This window comes from Rhizobium aouanii, assembly GCF_037002925.1.
GTDB lineage: Bacteria > Pseudomonadota > Alphaproteobacteria > Rhizobiales > Rhizobiaceae > Rhizobium > Rhizobium aouanii.
Genome location: NZ_JBAMYD010000012.1, coordinates 86,184 through 102,209, shown reverse-complemented (window position 1 = coordinate 102,209; position 16,026 = coordinate 86,184). Strand labels below are relative to the sequence as shown.

At 60.4% G+C, this 16,026-nt stretch carries 17 protein-coding genes; 14 read left to right on the top strand and 3 right to left on the bottom strand.

The window, feature by feature from the left end; genetic code table 11:
• Nucleotides 1–50: 50 nt before the first annotated feature.
• Entirely contained in the window at nucleotides 51–2,126 is a 2,076-nt protein-coding gene (locus V8P77_RS21235; protein WP_335914122.1) for a lytic transglycosylase domain-containing protein, read from the bottom strand.
• Between the two features lie 214 nt (nucleotides 2,127–2,340).
• Here V8P77_RS21235 and dapA point away from each other — a divergent pair, with 214 nt between their 5' ends.
• Complete coding sequence (gene dapA / locus V8P77_RS21230; RefSeq protein ID WP_335914121.1) at nucleotides 2,341–3,225, top strand: 4-hydroxy-tetrahydrodipicolinate synthase; 885 nt, start codon at nucleotides 2,341–2,343, stop codon at nucleotides 3,223–3,225.
• A gap of 101 nt (nucleotides 3,226–3,326) precedes the next feature.
• Nucleotides 3,327–3,806 (top strand): SsrA-binding protein SmpB, encoded by a 480-nt coding sequence (gene smpB / locus V8P77_RS21225; RefSeq protein ID WP_168326549.1) that lies wholly within the window; start codon nucleotides 3,327–3,329, stop codon nucleotides 3,804–3,806.
• Between the two features lie 71 nt (nucleotides 3,807–3,877).
• On the opposite strand, the gene V8P77_RS21220 is transcribed toward smpB, so the two are convergent.
• On the bottom strand, nucleotides 3,878–4,459 hold the full coding sequence (locus V8P77_RS21220; protein ID WP_003546927.1) for a LabA-like NYN domain-containing protein: 582 nt from the start codon (nucleotides 4,457–4,459) through the stop codon (nucleotides 3,878–3,880).
• 297 nt (nucleotides 4,460–4,756) lie between these two features.
• On the opposite strand from V8P77_RS21220, the gene rpoZ reads away from it, so the two are divergent.
• The 12 genes from rpoZ (at nucleotide 4,757) to V8P77_RS21160 (ending at nucleotide 15,160) form a co-directional block, all read left to right on the top strand.
• A complete protein-coding gene (rpoZ, locus tag V8P77_RS21215) occupies nucleotides 4,757–5,161 on the top strand; it encodes a DNA-directed RNA polymerase subunit omega (protein WP_017959757.1) in 405 nt (134 codons plus the stop codon).
• A 182-nt stretch (nucleotides 5,162–5,343) separates the two neighbouring features.
• Nucleotides 5,344–7,578 (top strand): RelA/SpoT family protein, encoded by a 2,235-nt coding sequence (locus V8P77_RS21210; protein WP_335914120.1) that lies wholly within the window; start codon nucleotides 5,344–5,346, stop codon nucleotides 7,576–7,578.
• A 184-nt stretch (nucleotides 7,579–7,762) separates the two neighbouring features.
• Nucleotides 7,763–7,912 (top strand): DUF3563 family protein, encoded by a 150-nt coding sequence (locus tag V8P77_RS21205; RefSeq protein ID WP_003558084.1) that lies wholly within the window; start codon nucleotides 7,763–7,765, stop codon nucleotides 7,910–7,912.
• 162 nt (nucleotides 7,913–8,074) lie between these two features.
• On the top strand, nucleotides 8,075–8,665 hold the full coding sequence (locus V8P77_RS21200; RefSeq protein WP_335914119.1) for a DUF2062 domain-containing protein: 591 nt from the start codon (nucleotides 8,075–8,077) through the stop codon (nucleotides 8,663–8,665).
• 38 nt (nucleotides 8,666–8,703) lie between these two features.
• Complete coding sequence (gene acpS / locus V8P77_RS21195) at nucleotides 8,704–9,108, top strand: holo-ACP synthase (RefSeq protein WP_335914118.1); 405 nt, start codon at nucleotides 8,704–8,706, stop codon at nucleotides 9,106–9,108.
• 159 nt (nucleotides 9,109–9,267) lie between these two features.
• Complete coding sequence (gene lepB, locus V8P77_RS21190; protein ID WP_335914117.1) at nucleotides 9,268–10,011, top strand: signal peptidase I; 744 nt, start codon at nucleotides 9,268–9,270, stop codon at nucleotides 10,009–10,011.
• A complete protein-coding gene (gene rnc / locus V8P77_RS21185; RefSeq protein WP_335914116.1) occupies nucleotides 10,008–10,727 on the top strand; it encodes a ribonuclease III in 720 nt (239 codons plus the stop codon). Before lepB ends, rnc begins: the two co-directional genes overlap by 4 nt.
• A gap of 7 nt (nucleotides 10,728–10,734) precedes the next feature.
• Nucleotides 10,735–11,676, top strand: a complete 942-nt coding sequence (gene era, locus V8P77_RS21180) for a GTPase Era (RefSeq protein WP_335914115.1) — start codon at nucleotides 10,735–10,737, stop codon at nucleotides 11,674–11,676.
• Nucleotides 11,677–11,826: 150 nt separating this feature from the next.
• Nucleotides 11,827–12,579, top strand: coding sequence for a Crp/Fnr family transcriptional regulator (locus V8P77_RS21175; protein WP_335914114.1), 753 nt, complete (start codon nucleotides 11,827–11,829; stop codon nucleotides 12,577–12,579).
• A 106-nt stretch (nucleotides 12,580–12,685) separates the two neighbouring features.
• Complete coding sequence (locus tag V8P77_RS21170; protein ID WP_335914113.1) at nucleotides 12,686–13,171, top strand: response regulator; 486 nt, start codon at nucleotides 12,686–12,688, stop codon at nucleotides 13,169–13,171.
• Between the two features lie 120 nt (nucleotides 13,172–13,291).
• Nucleotides 13,292–14,062, top strand: coding sequence for a DNA repair protein RecO (gene recO / locus V8P77_RS21165; RefSeq protein WP_335914112.1), 771 nt, complete (start codon nucleotides 13,292–13,294; stop codon nucleotides 14,060–14,062).
• 102 nt (nucleotides 14,063–14,164) lie between these two features.
• Nucleotides 14,165–15,160, top strand: a complete 996-nt coding sequence (locus tag V8P77_RS21160) for an aldo/keto reductase (protein WP_335914111.1) — start codon at nucleotides 14,165–14,167, stop codon at nucleotides 15,158–15,160.
• A gap of 5 nt (nucleotides 15,161–15,165) precedes the next feature.
• Here V8P77_RS21160 and V8P77_RS21155 read toward each other — a convergent pair whose 3' ends face one another.
• The gene (locus V8P77_RS21155; RefSeq protein ID WP_335914110.1) at nucleotides 15,166–16,023 is read right to left on the bottom strand and encodes an MOSC domain-containing protein; all 858 of its coding nucleotides are present in this window, start codon (nucleotides 16,021–16,023) and stop codon (nucleotides 15,166–15,168) included.
• Nucleotides 16,024–16,026: the final 3 nt, after the last annotated feature.

Sequence of the window (16,026 nt, the reverse complement as noted above, 5' to 3'; positions counted from 1 at the left end):
CTGTTTGATCCCGAAGATGTAGCTTGCTTTTCAAGCCGCGCCAAATGGCTTCAGGAGGCGCTGCGTCCGCCGATCAGGTCGCGCTCGATATCGGTGGGCTGGCCGAGACGAGCTTTATAAACTTCATAATTCTCCATCACCCGCTGCACGTAGTTGCGCGTTTCGGGGAAGGGGATGCGCTCGATCCAGTCGACGATCTCGTCGATCGGCCTGCCGCGCGGATCGCCGTAGCGGCCGATCCATTCCGGCACCCGCTTCGGCCCGGCATTATAGGCAATGAAGGTGAGGATATAGGAGCCGCCGAAGGCGTCGATCTGCTCGCCGAGATAATGGGCACCGAGTGTCGCGTTATAGCCGGCATCGGCCGTCAGCTTGTCCTTGGAGAAGGCGATGTTGTGGCGCTTGGCCACCGCCTGGGCTGTTCCCGGCAGAAGCTGCAGCAGGCCGCGCGCGTTTGCCGCCGAAACGGCGGCCGGGTTGAAGGCGCTTTCCTGCCGGGCGATGGCATAGGCGAGCGCCTTGCCGGAGCCTGTTATATTGGCGCTCGGCGGGATCACGCCGACCGGAAAGGCAAGCGCTGCGACATCGATGCCGCGTCCATAGGCGATCTTTCCGATCTGCAGCGAGAGATGATGATCGCCGGATTGCTCGGCCCGTGCCGCAAGGACAGCCAATTCACCGGGGCTTTGCAGTTGATCGGCGAGCGCGAGATAGAGAATGGCGGCCCGCCATCCATGGCCGGCGGCCTCCAGCCGGGTGATCGCCTGCACGGCTTCGCGTGCCTGGAAGCGCTGCCGGTCGGCCGTGCTCGGTGCGGGATAGGTGACATTAAGCGTCTTTCGCCCCAGTCTTTCGGCCGCGAGTTGTCCATAGAAGGTGCCGGGAAAATTCGCGGCCTTCGCATAGAATTCGCTGGATTTGCCGGGGCCTCCGGCCTCCGCTGCTCGTCCCAGCCAATACCAGGCGCGTGAAACCGAGATCGGTCCGTTTGATGTCTGGAGAATCTTGCGGAAATGTCTTTCCGCCGTTGCCGGATCCTGGAGGCCGCGAAGCGCGTACCATCCGGCATGGAATTCAGCCTCGACGATATCCGTCGGGCTCGTTGCGGCGTAGTTTGCGACGATGCGATAGGCAGGCTTGAACTGTCCCTGGTCGACGAGACCACGGCTGATGATGCGCTGCTCGTTCCACCATTCGCCGGAATTGACGAGTTCGCTGCGCTCGGGTGGCATCTGCTCCAGAAGCACAGCCGCTTCGGCATATTTGTCTTGCTTGCGCAGAAATTCGATCCGCGCAAACAGCAGGCCGGCATCGCCGCGCCATTTCGCATCGACGGCGTTGAGCAGCGCGCCGGCGTTGCCGGCTTTGGCGTCGACGGCAGCCCAGGCCGTGTAGAGCGACTGCGCCTGGCCCATGTCTCCGAAGCGCTTGGCCTGCGCCACCCGGCCGCGATACATCAGATAGTCCATCCGCGCCTTATGGTCGGCGGGCGTCAACAGCGCGGAAAACTCGATGAGGATCTTGTCCTCGGTCGCCTTGTCGAGAGCCTCTCCGCGCCAGACCTTACGGATATATTTTGCCGCCTGCGCCTGCTTGCCTGACGCAACCAGCGCCCGGCCGAGGATGACGGCGCCCTGCATCGTCTCGGGCGCGGTATCGCCGAAGGCGGCAAGCACGGCGGAAGGGGCGGGATTTTCGTCATAGATCGCGCGTTCGGAATAGGCGCGCAGCCGCGAAAGACCCGGCCAGCTCTTGAGCTCTTGCGCGGCGCTGGCGATTTCAAAAGAAGGAACACCCTTCAATCCGGAAACAGCGATCGCCCAGGTGAGGATATGGCGATCAAGCGTCCCGTCGCGCATGCCGTTGCGGATCGAAAGTGCCAGCTGCGGATCCTTGTCGGAAAGCGCGTCGAGGCCGGCTTTCAGGTCGCCGTTGACGGGCGCGATGGCCGGATTGCGCGGAATGGCGCCTGTCGTGATCGATTCCGGTATGGCTGTCTGGGGAATAAAGCCGAGTGGCTTGACGGCAGGCATGGGAGTGCTCTCGTCGGGAAGCGGCGACGCAACACTGCTCCACGCGGCGGCAATCAAGCCGAAGGCGGACAGAATCAGGACAGCTTTCTTCATCCGGGATCTCGCAACGAAAACACGCCCTGCCATTTGGCTAGAGGCATCTTAACGAAACCTTACCGTACCAGGTAAAATTCATTCACATCTGCTATCGGAATTTGCCCTAAACCGAACTCTGCGCGCTTGTCGCGATGATTTCGGCGCTCTATGGTGCGCAACTCTTATTCATGGAATGCGGCCGAAGCAAGGATTTGGTCGTGAGGAGCTTTGCATGTTCAATGGGTCCATTCCCGCCCTCGTCACCCCCTTCACGGATGCCGGATTGATCGACGAAGACAGCTTCGCCGCTCATGTCGACTGGCAGATCAAGGAGGGCAGCGGTGGTCTCGTTCCGGTCGGCACGACAGGCGAATCTCCAACGCTGTCGCATGCCGAGCACAAACGGGTCGTGGAACTCTGCATCGAAGTTGCCGCAAAACGCGTTCCCGTCATGGCCGGCGCCGGCTCGAACAATACGCGTGAGGCGATCGAGCTTGCCCAGCATGCCGAAAAGGTCGGTGCAAACGCCGTTCTGGTCGTCACCCCCTATTACAACAAGCCGACGCAGAAGGGTTTGATCGCCCATTTTTCGGCGATCGCCGAGGCCGTCGATCTGCCGATCTATATCTATAACATCCCCGGCCGCTCGGTGGTCGACATGACACCGGAAACGATGGGTGCGCTCGCCAAGGCGCATAGGAATATCGTCGGCGTCAAGGATGCGACGGGCAAGATCGAGCGCGTCTCCGAACAGCGCATCAGCTGCGGCGCGGGTTTCAGGCAGCTGTCCGGCGAAGATGCGACGGCGCTCGGCTTCAACGCCCATGGCGGTGTCGGCTGTATTTCGGTAACGGCCAATGTCGCCCCGCGTCTCTGTGCCGACTTCCAGGCGGCGATGCTGGCCGGCGACTATGCCCGCGCTCTGGAATATCAGGACCGGCTGATGCCGCTGCACAAGGCGATCTTCCTTGAGCCTGGTCTTTGCGGCGCCAAATACGGGCTTTCCAGACTTGGCCGGATGAGCCGCAACGTCCGCTCGCCGCTGCTTTCGACGCTGGAGCCGGCAACGGAATCGGCGATCGACGCCGCTATGCGTCATGCGGGCCTGTTGAACTGACGAGACCGGTCGTCTTCACAAGGCCGGGTCTCTCCCTTACATAAGGGCAAGGAATAAGGGTGCGGCTCTTCGCGCCCTAAAAAAATAATTGGAATATCGTCATGGCCCCCAAAGGCAGCCAGCGTGTGGTGAACAAGGTCGTGGCCGAAAACCGCAAGGCCCGCTTCAACTACGAGATCATCGATACTTACGAGGCCGGCCTCGTGCTGGTGGGCACGGAGGTCAAATCGCTGCGCGAAGGCAAGGCCAATATCGCCGAATCCTACGCTTCGGATGAGGGCGGCGAGATCTGGCTGATCAATTCCTACCTGCCGGAATATCTGCAGGCCAACCGCTTCAACCACGAACCGCGCCGACGCCGCAAGCTTCTGCTGTCGGGTCGGGAAATCCATCGCCTGCGCTCTGCCATCAACCGCGAAGGCATGACGCTGATCCCGCTGAAGATCTATTTCAACGATCGCGGTCGGGCGAAGATGGAACTGGCGCTCGCCAAGGGTAAGAAACTGCACGATAAGCGCGAATCGGAGAAGGAACGCGATTGGAACCGGCAGAAGAGCCGCCTGCTGAAGGATAGAGGCTGACCACGACACCGTGGCTGACGATCACCAGTGCAATCCGCCCTTATCGCTAGACTTCGAGACGCCCGACGAGATCAGTCTTCGAAATCGCTGGCCGGGGCGACTTCGGCCGGGCGCGGCGCCCGCTCGGAGGGATCGCGACCGATTTCAGCCTTCAGAGACAAGAGATCGATGAAATGATCGGCCTGACGGCGCAGGTCGTCGGCAATCATCGGCGGCTGGGTCGCCATGGTTGAGATCACCGAAACCTTGCGGCCTCTGCGCTGCAATGCCTCGACCAGGTTCGTGAAATCGCCGTCGCCCGAGAAGATGACGAGATGATCGACCGTTTCGGACTGTTCCATGGCGTCGATCGCAAGCTCGATGTCCATGTTGCCTTTGATCTTTCGGCGCCCCATGGAATCCGTGAATTCCTTAGCGGGCTTGGTGACCACTTTGTAGCCGTTATAGTCGAGCCAGTCGATCAGCGGCCGGATCGACGAATATTCCTGATCCTCGATCAGAGCGGTATAATAATACGCGCGCAGCAGATATCCGCGTTTCTGGAATGCTTTCAGGAGCTTGCGGTAATCAATGTCAAAGCCGAGGCTCTTGGACGCAGCGTAGAGATTGGCGCCGTCAATGAAGAGTGCAATTTTTTCGCGTGGGTCAAACATCGCTTACCAATCCAATGAGAGCAATCGAAATCCGCATGGACAAAACTTGAATAAAAACAATATCTTGTGTTTCGATTTCGATCTGATCCTTACTTTATGAATTATTCATATATGAAAGATTTAGGGCACGATTCGACATATTCCAAGCAACCTTCGGTGGAATTATGACATTCTCCATGGAAATCTAGCTCAGCCGCGGATAAAGACGAGGGGAGCCGGAATGAAAAACTTGTATTTGCCCGGTTTTAATTGTATCGGGCGTGCTAATCCCGAAATGACGACCGTAAAGGACAGGCAATGGCCCGTGTCACAGTTGAAGATTGCATCGACAAGGTGGAGAACCGCTTCGAGCTGGTTCTGCTCGCCAGCCACCGCGCCCGGCTGATTTCCCAAGGTGCCTCGATCACCATCGATCGCGACAACGACAAGAATCCTGTCGTGGCCCTGCGCGAAATTGCCGACGAGACGCTTTCGCCCGACGACCTCAAGGAAGATCTGATTCATTCGCTGCAGAAGCATGTCGAAGTCGACGAGCCCGAGCCCGATCCGGCAAGCATGATCGCCGCCGGCGGTGCCACTGCGGCCGACAGCGAAGAGCAGGACGACGTGCCGGAGACGATCACTTTCGACCAGATGTCGGAAGAAGAGCTGCTTGCCGGCATCGAAGGCCTCGTGCCGCCGGAAAAGAGCGACGACTACTAAGCGCGCAGGCGGGATCTCCGGTCGCATCGGTTAGATGCAGCCCGGAAAAAGCTGCATGCGACGCAAAAGAGCGACGATTACCAATCGTCAATCTTGCACCTTTATTGCTTAGGCATATTATTGCCCATGTGTGCGCCAATCGTTGATTGGCGCGCTTTTATTTTCATCGGAGTGGCTTTGGAATGATGCGGCAGTACGAGCTCGTGGAGCGGGTTCAGCAATACAAGCCCGATGCCAACGAAGCACTGCTGAACAAAGCCTATGTTTACGCCATGCAGAAGCATGGCCAGCAAAAGCGCGCGAGCGGCGATCCCTATATTTCCCATCCGCTCGAGGTCGCCGCCATCCTCACCGACATGCACCTCGATGAATCGACGATCGCGGTCGCCCTTCTGCATGATACGATCGAGGATACGACGGCGACGCGCGCCGAGATCGACGAACTCTTCGGCGAGGATATCGGTCGCCTGGTCGAGGGGCTGACGAAGATCAAGAAGCTCGATCTCGTCACCAAGAAGGCCAAGCAGGCGGAAAACCTACGCAAGCTGCTGCTCGCCATTTCCGACGATGTGCGCGTGCTGCTCGTCAAGCTTGCCGATCGCCTGCACAATATGCGCACCCTCGATCACATGACGGCCGACAAGCGGGCCCGCATCTCCGAGGAGACGATGGAGATCTATGCACCGCTCGCCGGCCGCATGGGCATGCAGGACATGCGCGAGGAACTCGAGGAGCTGTCCTTCCGGCATATGAACCCGGAAGCCTACGAGACCGTCACCAAAAGGCTGGAGGAGCTTTCGAAGCGCAACGAGGGCATCGTCAAGAAGATCGAGGCCGAACTGCGCGACCTTCTGGTCGCAAGCGGCCTGACCAGCGCCTATGTCAAGGGCCGGCAGAAGAAGCCGTATTCGGTCTTCCGCAAGATGCAGTCGAAGTCGCTTTCCTTCGAACAGCTTTCCGATGTCTATGGCTTCCGCCTGATCGTCGAGGACATCCCGTCCTGTTACCGGGCACTCGGCATCGTCCACACGCGCTGGCGCGTCGTGCCCGGCCGCTTCAAGGACTATATCTCGACGCCGAAGCAGAACGATTACCGTTCGCTGCACACCACTATCGTCGGCCCCTCGAGCCAGCGCATCGAACTGCAGATCCGCACCAAGCGCATGCACGAAATCGCCGAATTCGGCATCGCCGCCCACACGCTCTATAAGGACGGCGCCACCAATGCCGATGGCGACATCCTTTCCCGCGAATCCAATGCCTATTCCTGGCTGCGTCATACGATCGAGGCGCTCGCCGAAGGCGACAGCCCGGAAGAATTCCTCGAACACACCAAGCTCGAGCTCTTCCAGGACCAGGTCTTCTGCTTCACGCCGAAGGGCAAGCTGATCGCCCTGCCGCGCGGCGCCACCCCGATCGATTTCGCCTATGCGGTGCACACCAATATCGGTGACACCACGGTGGGCGCCAAGATCAACGGCCGCATCATGCCGCTGGTGACGCGGCTTGCAAATGGCGACGAGGTCGACATCATCCGCTCCGGCGTGCAGGTTCCGCCCGCCGCCTGGGAGGAGATCGTCGTGACCGGCAAGGCGCGCGCCGCCATCCGCCGCGCCACCCGCATGGCGATCCGCAAGCAATATGCCGGCCTCGGCCACCGCATTCTCGAGCGCACCTTCAACAGGGCCGGCAAGATCTTCTCGCGCGAGGCGATGAAGCCGGCGCTGCACCGCCTCGGCCAGAAGGATGTCGAGGATGCGATCGCCGCCGTCGGTCGCGGCGAGATGTCCTCGCTCGACGTGCTGCGCGCCGTCTATCCCGATCATCAGGACGAGCGCGTCACAGTCAAGCCGTCGGGCGACGACGGCTGGTTCAATGTCCGCAGCGCCGCCGGCATGATCTTCAAGATCCCCGGCAAGACCAAGGCAGGGCACGATGGCGGCCATTCGGAAATCGACGCCGATGCCGATATCGGGCCGATCCGCGGCCTGTCCGGCAATGTCGACGTCAAGTTCGCGCCGACCGGCGCAGTGCCCGGCGATCGCATCGTCGGCATCATGGACCAGGGCAACGGCATCACCATCTATCCGATCCAGTCGCCGAGCCTGCAGCGTTTCGACGATCAGCCCGACCGTTGGATCGACGTGCGCTGGGACCTCGACGAAGCCAATAAGTCGCGTTTCATGGCGCGTATCATGGTGAATGGGTTGAACGAACCCGGCACGCTTGCCAAGGTCGCTCAGACGGTCGCAGGCCTCGACGTCAATATCCGCTTGCTGAACACGGTGCGGGTGGCGGCCGATTTCACCGAAATGATGCTCGAGGTCGAGGTCTGGGACCTGCGTCAGCTCAACCAGCTGCTCGCCCAGATGAAGGAACTGGATTGCATCGCCACGGTCCGGCGCCTCTACGAGTAAGCTTTTGTTAAGCCGCCCCAGAAGGTTGGCCGAAAAATTGCACATTTTATAATCGGAGCGGCGCATCAAAGGGGCAAGTGATGCGCTGAGCGCATGGCTGTGTCCATGTTGCGGCGGTGGTAATTAACCTTTTTCGGGCCTATCTTCTGGTCATCGAAACATAAACAGAAGATGAGACAAGATAATGTTCGACCCTATCAAGAAATTCGCTCGCGCCTTTCGTGCTCCGACCACGCAGGAACGTGAAATGGCGTATTTGAATGGCTCGCTCGATCGTATCGATCTCGAGTTTCGTCAGCGCCAGGTCGATCGCGGTCTGTTCCGCAATCGCTAATTACTCAACTTTATACTTGAGGTAAGTGAGGGACGTTATGCATAACGGGCGCCCCTCGGCATGAAGAAGCTCCTCTTCGCAGCGAGAACTGAGGCGCGGTTTTTCGAGCGGTATCATTTGCCGCTCTTGTCATGGTGGTGTGCGCTGCACTAAATACCGGCCATGTTGTTTCGCCGTCGCAAGCCTGCGGGATTCAAGGAAAAGATGCGGGAGCTTTTATGGCCTCGCAAAGGTTTCCTTCGCCCGATCCGTTACCTGACAATGCGCGTCCTGCGCCTGAGCGCTACGCCGCATGCGGTTGCCGCCGGCGTCGCTGCGGGTGTCTTCGTCTCGTGGACGCCGTTCATCGGCGTGCATTTCGTCATGGCTTTCGTCATCACCTATTTCCTCTCCGGCAGCATGGTGGCCGCCGCCCTCGGCTGCGCCGCTTTTGGCAATCCGCTGACCTATCCCTTCATCTGGGGCATCACCTGGGAAATCGGGCATCTGCTGTTGAGCCGCGAGGATCAACTGGCCGGTCAGACGGTGGATCTCGCCGCCCTTTTTCACAAGCTGAACTTCACCGAATTATGGAAGCCGGTGCTGGAGCCGATGCTGGTCGGCGCTATCCCGCCGGCGATCGTCACCTCCGTTGCGCTCTATGCGCTGACGTTCTACACCGTCAGGAGTTTTCAGATGCGCCGCCATATACGGCTGATGGAGCGGGCGCGCCTGCGTCTTGCCGTTCCAGCCGGCGACATGCCGAGCATATGAACCCGATCAAGAATTCTTAAGCGACGGAAGGGTCCGGCATGATCATCGGCATTGGCAGCGATCTGATCGACATTCGCCGTGTCGAGAAATCTATCGAGCGTTTCGGCGAGCGCTTCACCCATCGCTGCTTCACCGAGATCGAGCGCGCACGTTCCGACCGCCGGGAAAACCGTGCCGCATCCTATGCCAAGCGTTTTGCCGCCAAGGAGGCCTGTTCCAAGGCGCTCGGCACAGGCATAGCGCAGGGCGTCTTCTGGAAGGACATGGGCGTCGTCAACCTGCCGAGCGGCAAGCCGACCATGCTTTTATCAGGCGGTGCCGCCCTTATCCTCGAAGCGCTCCTGCCCGTGGGCCACAGGCCCGCCATTCATTTGACAATAACCGATGATTATCCCTTGGCGCAGGCCTTCGTCATTATCGAGGCGTTGCCCGAGAGCCTCTGATCGCGACCTCGGGCGCTGTTGATCGCGACCTCGGGCGCTGTTGATCGCGACCTCTCGTCGCTTTTGATGTCGTCGCCATTGCCGCAATCGGCCGAAGCCGCTAGAGAGAACGACAGAAAGAATTGCGCCCGCCGCGGCGTCTTGAAGGAATAAGACTGCGTGTCCGAAAAAGTCGAAGCCAAGCCGAATGCCCTCTGGGAAAATATCAAAGTCATCATCCAGGCGCTGATTTTGGCGATGGTGATCCGAACGGTGCTGTTCCAGCCCTTTACCATTCCGTCCGGTTCGATGATGCCGACGCTGCTGGTCGGCGATTACATCTTCGTTAACAAGTTCGCTTACGGCTATTCGAAATATTCGCTGCCCTTCTCGCCGGATGTCTTCAGCGGCCGCCTGCTCGGCGCCGATCCGAAGCGTGGCGACATCGTCGTCTTCCGTTTCCCGCCGAACCCCGACATCGATTACATCAAGCGCTGCATCGGCCTGCCGGGCGACCATATCCAGGTTACCGACGGCGTGCTCTACGTCAACGGCAAGCCGGTTCCGAAGGTGGCGGACGGTGCGTTCACTTCGGATTACAAGCTTGATCCGGGCGAGGATGTGCCGGTATTCCGCGAAACGCTCGATAATGGCAAGACTTACGACACGCTCGATCAGTCTCCGGTGTCGCGTGGTGATAACACCCGTGAATTCATCGTGCCGGAAGGCCATTATTTCATGATGGGCGATAATCGCGACAACTCGCTCGACAGTCGCTTCGACGTCGGCTTCGTGCCTGCCGAAAATCTTGTCGGCCGCGCCAGCGTCATCTTCTTCTCGCTCGGCAACGACACCTCCTTCCGCGAAATCTGGAAGTGGCCGACGAACATGCGTTGGGACCGCCTCTTCAAGGTTGTTGAATGAGCAAGGCGCAGACGCTTTCTGCGGCGGACCGCGCAAAGCTTGAAGGCCTGATCGGTCATGACTTTTCTGAAAAGGAACGCCTGGATCGGGCGCTGACCCATGCCAGCGCCCGCACCGAAAAGGGCAGCAATTACGAACGGCTGGAATTCCTCGGCGACAGGGTCCTCGGGCTCTGCATCGCCGAGCTTCTGTTCCGCACCTTCGGCACGGCAGGAGAAGGCGAGCTCTCGGTTCGCCTCAACCAGCTCGTCAGCGCCGAAACCTGTGCTGCGGTCGCCGACGAGCTCAATCTTCACCTCTATATCCGCACCGGCGCCGATGTGAAGAAATTGACCGGCAAGCGCATGATGAATGTGCGCGCCGACGTCGTCGAAAGCCTGATCGCCGCCATCTATCTCGACGGTGGCCTGGAAGTCGCCCGCCGGTTCATTCTGCGTTACTGGCAGGGCAGGGCGGTGCGGGCCGATGGCGCCAAGCGCGACGCCAAGACCGAGCTGCAGGAATGGTCGCACGCGAAATTCGGCGTCACGCCGATCTACCGGGTTGATGAACGCAGCGGACCGGATCATGATCCTCGTTTCAAGGTGACGGTGGAAGTTGCTGGCATTAAGCCCGAAACCGGCGTAGAGCGGTCGAAGCGTGCCGCCGAACAGGTGGCGGCAACGAAGATGCTCGAGCGCGAAGGCATTTGGCAGCAATCGCCTGGCGGAAACTGACGGGACAATGACACAAGAAGAAGAGATCGCGGCCGAAGCTGCCGCAGAAATCAATGGCCCGACGCATTCGGGCTTCGTCGCGCTGATCGGGCCGACCAATGCCGGCAAGTCGACGCTGGTCAACCGCCTCGTCGGCGCAAAGGTCTCGATCGTCAGCCATAAGGTGCAGACGACGCGCGCCATCGTCCGCGGCATCGCGATCCATGACAACGCCCAAATCGTCTTCATGGATACGCCTGGTATCTTCAAGCCGCGCCGCCGGCTTGACCGCGCCATGGTGACCTCGGCCTGGGGCGGTGCGAGGGATGCCGATCTGATCGTGCTGCTGATCGACAGCGAGCGCGGCCTGCGCGGCGATGCCGAAGCCATCCTCGAAGGCCTCAAGGAAGTCCGGCAGCCGAAGATCCTGCTGCTCAACAAGATCGACCGCGTCAACCGTGAGGATCTGCTGGCACTGGCCGCTGCCGCCAACGAGAAGATCGCTTTCGAGCGCACCTTCATGATCTCCGCCGAAAACGGCTCCGGCTGCGACGACCTCATGGACTATCTGGCGAAAACGCTCCCGGAGGGGCCGTGGTACTATCCGGAAGATCAGATCTCCGATCTGCCGATGCGCCAGCTCGCCGCCGAGATCACCCGTGAGAAGCTGTTTCTGCGCCTGCACCAGGAGCTTCCCTATGCCTCGCATGTCGAGACAGAGAAGTGGGAAGAGCGCAAGGACGGCTCGGTGCGGATCGAGCAGGTGATCTATCTCGAGCGCGACAGCCAGAAGAAGATCGCGCTCGGCAAGGGTGGTGAAACCATCAAGGCGATCTCGACTGCCTCCCGCAAGGAGTTGTCGGAAATCCTCGAGCAACCGGTCCATCTCTTCCTGTTCGTCAAGGTTCGCGAGAATTGGGGTGATGATCCCGAGCGGTTCCGCGAAATGGGTCTCGATTTCCCGAAATAAGCATGGCAAGGATTTCGCCGGGTTGGCGCCAGCCCTTTGTTTCCGCATAAAAAATTCGCCTCGCTCATGGAACAAATTCGTGCCTTGCGCATTCCTTGATGAACGGCGCGCCAATGTTGGCGCGCCGATTTTGCGACGGCAAGGGCAAGTATGGTGACGTCGAGACCCATCAATTCGTTCAAGACCCCTTGCGAGCAATGTCCTTTGCGGCCCCTGCCGCATTTCAGGGAATTCAGCCGTGATGAGCTGGAATTCGTCTCGAACTTCAAGAGGGGTGAGCTTGCCGTCGATGCCGGCTCCACTATCCTCGTTGAGGGCGCGCACAGTGCTCACCTCTTCACGGTGCTCGCCGGCTGGGGTTTCCGCTACAAGATGCTGGAGGACGGGCGCCGCCAGATTCTGAACTATATCATGCCGGGCGACCTGATCGGTCTGCAGGGAACGATCGCCGGTGAGATGCAGCATTCCGTCGAAGCGCTTTCGCCCGTGTCCCTTTGTGTCTTCGAGCGTGACAGGCTGATGACGCTCTACAACAAGCACGCCTCGCTGGCCTTCGACATCACCTGGATCGCCGCGCGCGAGGAGCGCATCCTGGATGAGCATCTCTTGAGCATCGGCCGCCGCACGGCGCTGGAAAGAGCAGCCTACCTCATCGCTTTCCTGTTTGAGCGCGGCCGGAAGCTCAATATCTTCAACGGCCGCAAATTCATCCCCATCACCCAGCAACATATTGCCGACACGCTCGGTCTTTCCATCGTTCATACCAACAAGACCTTGAAAAAGCTCAGCGGACGCGGGTTGATCCGCTGGCAGGAGCGCGGCTGCGAGGTGCTGAACGGCGAGGAATTGATGGCGATCGCCGGCTGGGAAGGGCTCGGAGAGGGCAAACGCCCCTTCATATAGTCAGCCAGCTTGGTTATGTCTTTTTTAAATGCAGATTAGCAGCAGGGAAAATAAGGTCGGTTGGCAACTTTCCTCCGATTTTGATTCTTATCGACCGGGCAGAAAAATGGTTTATTCAGAAAAGGTGGCGGAATTCACCGATAGCGTGCCATGCGGGGCACCGGAGGGCAATGATGTTGGCGAAACGGCCGGGGCGCTGCGACAGGCGCCCGACGAGGGGCAACGAATCATGAGCGCAATCCGTGTTCTGGTTCTTGAAGACAGTCTGATCATCGCGATGGAGGCGGAGGATATTCTGCGCCTGGCCGGCGTCGAGAGCATCGATATCGTCGGCAGCGTCGAGCAGGCGAGGGTTGCCATTGCTGCGGAGAAATATGATTTCGCCCTTCTCGACGTCAATCTCGGCGAGGGCATGAGCTTCGGTTTTGCCCGCCATCTTCTCGATATCGGCATCCCCTTCGGCTTCGTCAGCGGCTATTCCGATACCGGCGATTTCCCGCCCGACCTGCAGCACATACCGCTTCTGGTGAAGCCTTTCGACGAAATGGCGATGCGGGAATTCCTGCAGAGGCTTTTCCCGGCTGTCGCCTGACGCGGTCCATGACGGAAGCCAGGCTTTGCATTGCAGCGCGTCTTTCAGACGCGCAAAGGACGCTGTAACGCGTTGAATTATGCAGTAGGATGGATTCGTCAGCTGTAAGGACTTCTTTCGATGCAATGGCAGGACCATGCGATCATCCTGGGCGTCAAGCGCCACGGCGAGACGAGCGTCATCGCTGAGGTAATGACGCGTGATCGCGGCCGCCATCTCGGCCTGGTGCGCTCCGGCCGCTCGCGCGCCATGCAGCCGGTGCTGCAGGCGGGCAATGCAGTGGAGGTCATCTGGCGTGCTCGGCTTGACGAACATCTGGGCGAATTCCGCGTCGAGCCGGTGACGCTGCGCGCTGCCCGACTGATGGAAACGGCAACCGCCGTCTACGGTGTCCAGGCGATGGGCGCGCTGCTGCGGCTGCTGCCGGAGCGTGACCCGCATCCGCACCTCTTCGATGCGCTGGAGGTCATCCTCGATCACCTGCACAACCCGGCCGATGCCGGCGAACTCTTCGTGCGTTTCGAGCTTGCGGTGCTGAATGACCTTGGCTTCGGCCTCGATCTTGCCGAATGCGCCGCCACCGGCGCCCGTTCCGATCTCGCCTATGTCTCGCCGAAATCCGGCCGCGCCGTCAGCCGCGCCGCTGGTGCCCCCTGGGCGGACAAGATGCTGCTCCTGCCGCCGTTCCTCAGCATCGAGGGCAATCATGCGGCCGACTTCGATAGTCTCTCCGCCGCATTCCGTCTGACAGGGTTTTTTCTGCATCGCCATGTCTACGAGCCGCGCGGCATCGAAGCCGTGGCAGCCCGTGACGGCTTCGTTCAGGCGGCACTCAAGGCGCTTAATCCAACCCTGCGGACGCTTTCGGGTCTGGATGGTGTTTCCGCCTGACCTCCGTTTTTTGCGGGTGCAAAACATCCTCCGGATTTGGCGGTTTACCCACTCGTGAGCGCCTCCTATGTCTTCACAGGACTGCCAATCAAGGAGGATCTCATGCTGACCAAGCCCGCATCACTGACAACGATCACGCTCTGGAACGGCCGCGAAATTCCACGCCTCGGCATGGGATGCTGGGCGATCGGCGGTCCCTTCTTTGCCAGCGACACGCCGCTCGGCTGGGGTGATGTCGACGACGATGAATCCGTGGAAGCGATCAACCGCGCCATCGAACTCGGCATCCGCTTCTTCGACACGGCCTCGAACTACGGTGCCGGCCACTCGGAAGAAGTGCTCGGCCGGGCGATCGGCAATCGCGACGATATTGTCATCGCCACCAAGTTCGGCTTCGCCACCGATCCGGAAACCAAGCAGGCAACCGGCGCCTTCGCCGATGAGGCCTTCATCCGCCGTTCGGTCGAGACCTCGCTGCGTCGCCTCAAGCGCGATCGCCTCGATCTCCTGCAGTTCCACCTCAATGATTTTCCGCTTGAACAGTCGGATGCCGTCTTCGATACGCTGGAGGCGCTGCGTGCCGAAGGCAAGATCGATGCGTTCGGCTGGAGCACCGACTTTCCCGATCGTGCCGCCCGTCATGTCGGCCGCCAGGGCTACGTCTCGATCCAGCATACGATGAACGTTTTCGAACCGGTGCCGGAGATGATCTCGGTGATCGAGGGGAAGGGTCTGATGTCAATCAATCGCGGTCCGCTGGCGATGGGACTGCTGACCGGCAAGTTCACCGCCGACAAGGCGGTGGGCGCCAAGGATGTCCGTGGGGCGGCCCTTGACTGGATGGTCTATTTCAAGGACGGGCGCATGGCCCCGGAATTCGCCGCAAGGCTCGATGCTGTCCGCGATCTCCTGACCTCAGGCGGCCGCACGCTGACGCAGGGCGCGCTTGCCTGGCTCTGGGCACGCTCGCCGCGCACCCTTCCCATTCCGGGTTTCCGGACCGTTGCCCAGGTGGCGGAAAATGCCGGCGCGCTGGAAAAGGGACCACTGCCGGCCGATGTCATGGCAGGCATCGATTCCGCACTCGATCGCTTCTGAAGGGGTTATGCTGCGGGGCGATGCTTGAGCGCCCAGCCTTCCGGCCTCTCTTCAACGATGCGGACGGTGTCACCGATCGTGATCCTGCCGCTGCCGCGCGGCGTGACGTTCCAACCGAAGAGCGGGCCCGGTACGCGCCGGTCGGCCGACATACGGATGCGGCCCATGGCCGGCATCGGGTTTGGTCCCTCGCGGGACCCGGTCAGTTGATCCTGCGTCGTCATGATGCAGCGGGAGCAGGGTTTGACAAGATCGAAGCGGATGCCGGCGATCTCGATCGCCGCCCAGCGGTCCTCCGCCCAGGCCTCGTCGGTATCGATGACGATGTTCGGACGGAAGCGTTCCATGCCGACACTGCCTTCGCCATGGGCGGCGAGATCGGCATTCAACGCTTTCAGCGAGCCGGTCGTCGTCACCAGGATCTGGTAGCCGTCGGTAAAGGTGACGGGCGTGGCTTCGCCGGCCCATTCGGCATTCGCCGTCCGCCGTGCCTGCCCGTCGAAGAAGACTAGGCGCACCTCGCGGCCAAGCCATTCGGAAAGCTGCCGGTTGCTCTCGGGATCGGCGACGGCGGCGTTGACGGCAGATTTCCACACGATCACATCCATGCGGGCTTCAGGCTGAGGCGGCGCTACCGATATGTCCGTTTTCCCCTGCATCAGCAGCCGAAAGGCGCCGGATTCCGGTCTTACCTCGATGCGTGCGAGGTCGGGCAACTCGCGCTGGGTAATGAAGTGACCCTGCGCATCGGTGATCATCGCCCGCCGGTCGCCGGGAAGCCCATAGGCGTCGATGTCGGCGGCCGGCAGCGCAATGCCACGGGCGCTTTTGAGAGGGTAGATGAAGAGGTCGCTGAGAAGCATGCC

What these genes read in the sequence shown, in the direction of transcription:
- V8P77_RS21235 (WP_335914122.1), bottom strand. Translation starts at nt 2,126, where the DNA reads ATGAAGAAAGCTGTCCTGATTCTGTCCGCCTTCGGCTTGATTGCCGCC.
- dapA (WP_335914121.1), top strand. Translation starts at nt 2,341, where the DNA reads ATGTTCAATGGGTCCATTCCCGCCCTCGTCACCCCCTTCACGGATGCC.
- smpB (WP_168326549.1), top strand. Translation starts at nt 3,327, where the DNA reads ATGGCCCCCAAAGGCAGCCAGCGTGTGGTGAACAAGGTCGTGGCCGAA.
- V8P77_RS21220 (WP_003546927.1), bottom strand. Translation starts at nt 4,459, where the DNA reads ATGTTTGACCCACGCGAAAAAATTGCACTCTTCATTGACGGCGCCAAT.
- rpoZ (WP_017959757.1), top strand. Translation starts at nt 4,757, where the DNA reads ATGGCCCGTGTCACAGTTGAAGATTGCATCGACAAGGTGGAGAACCGC.
- V8P77_RS21210 (WP_335914120.1), top strand. Translation starts at nt 5,344, where the DNA reads ATGATGCGGCAGTACGAGCTCGTGGAGCGGGTTCAGCAATACAAGCCC.
- V8P77_RS21205 (WP_003558084.1), top strand. Translation starts at nt 7,763, where the DNA reads ATGTTCGACCCTATCAAGAAATTCGCTCGCGCCTTTCGTGCTCCGACC.
- V8P77_RS21200 (WP_335914119.1), top strand. Translation starts at nt 8,075, where the DNA reads ATGTTGTTTCGCCGTCGCAAGCCTGCGGGATTCAAGGAAAAGATGCGG.
- acpS (WP_335914118.1), top strand. Translation starts at nt 8,704, where the DNA reads ATGATCATCGGCATTGGCAGCGATCTGATCGACATTCGCCGTGTCGAG.
- rnc (WP_335914116.1), top strand. Translation starts at nt 10,008, where the DNA reads ATGAGCAAGGCGCAGACGCTTTCTGCGGCGGACCGCGCAAAGCTTGAA.
- era (WP_335914115.1), top strand. Translation starts at nt 10,735, where the DNA reads ATGACACAAGAAGAAGAGATCGCGGCCGAAGCTGCCGCAGAAATCAAT.
- V8P77_RS21175 (WP_335914114.1), top strand. Translation starts at nt 11,827, where the DNA reads ATGGTGACGTCGAGACCCATCAATTCGTTCAAGACCCCTTGCGAGCAA.
- V8P77_RS21170 (WP_335914113.1), top strand. Translation starts at nt 12,686, where the DNA reads ATGGTTTATTCAGAAAAGGTGGCGGAATTCACCGATAGCGTGCCATGC.
- recO (WP_335914112.1), top strand. Translation starts at nt 13,292, where the DNA reads ATGCAATGGCAGGACCATGCGATCATCCTGGGCGTCAAGCGCCACGGC.
- V8P77_RS21160 (WP_335914111.1), top strand. Translation starts at nt 14,165, where the DNA reads ATGCTGACCAAGCCCGCATCACTGACAACGATCACGCTCTGGAACGGC.
- V8P77_RS21155 (WP_335914110.1), bottom strand. Translation starts at nt 16,023, where the DNA reads ATGCTTCTCAGCGACCTCTTCATCTACCCTCTCAAAAGCGCCCGTGGC.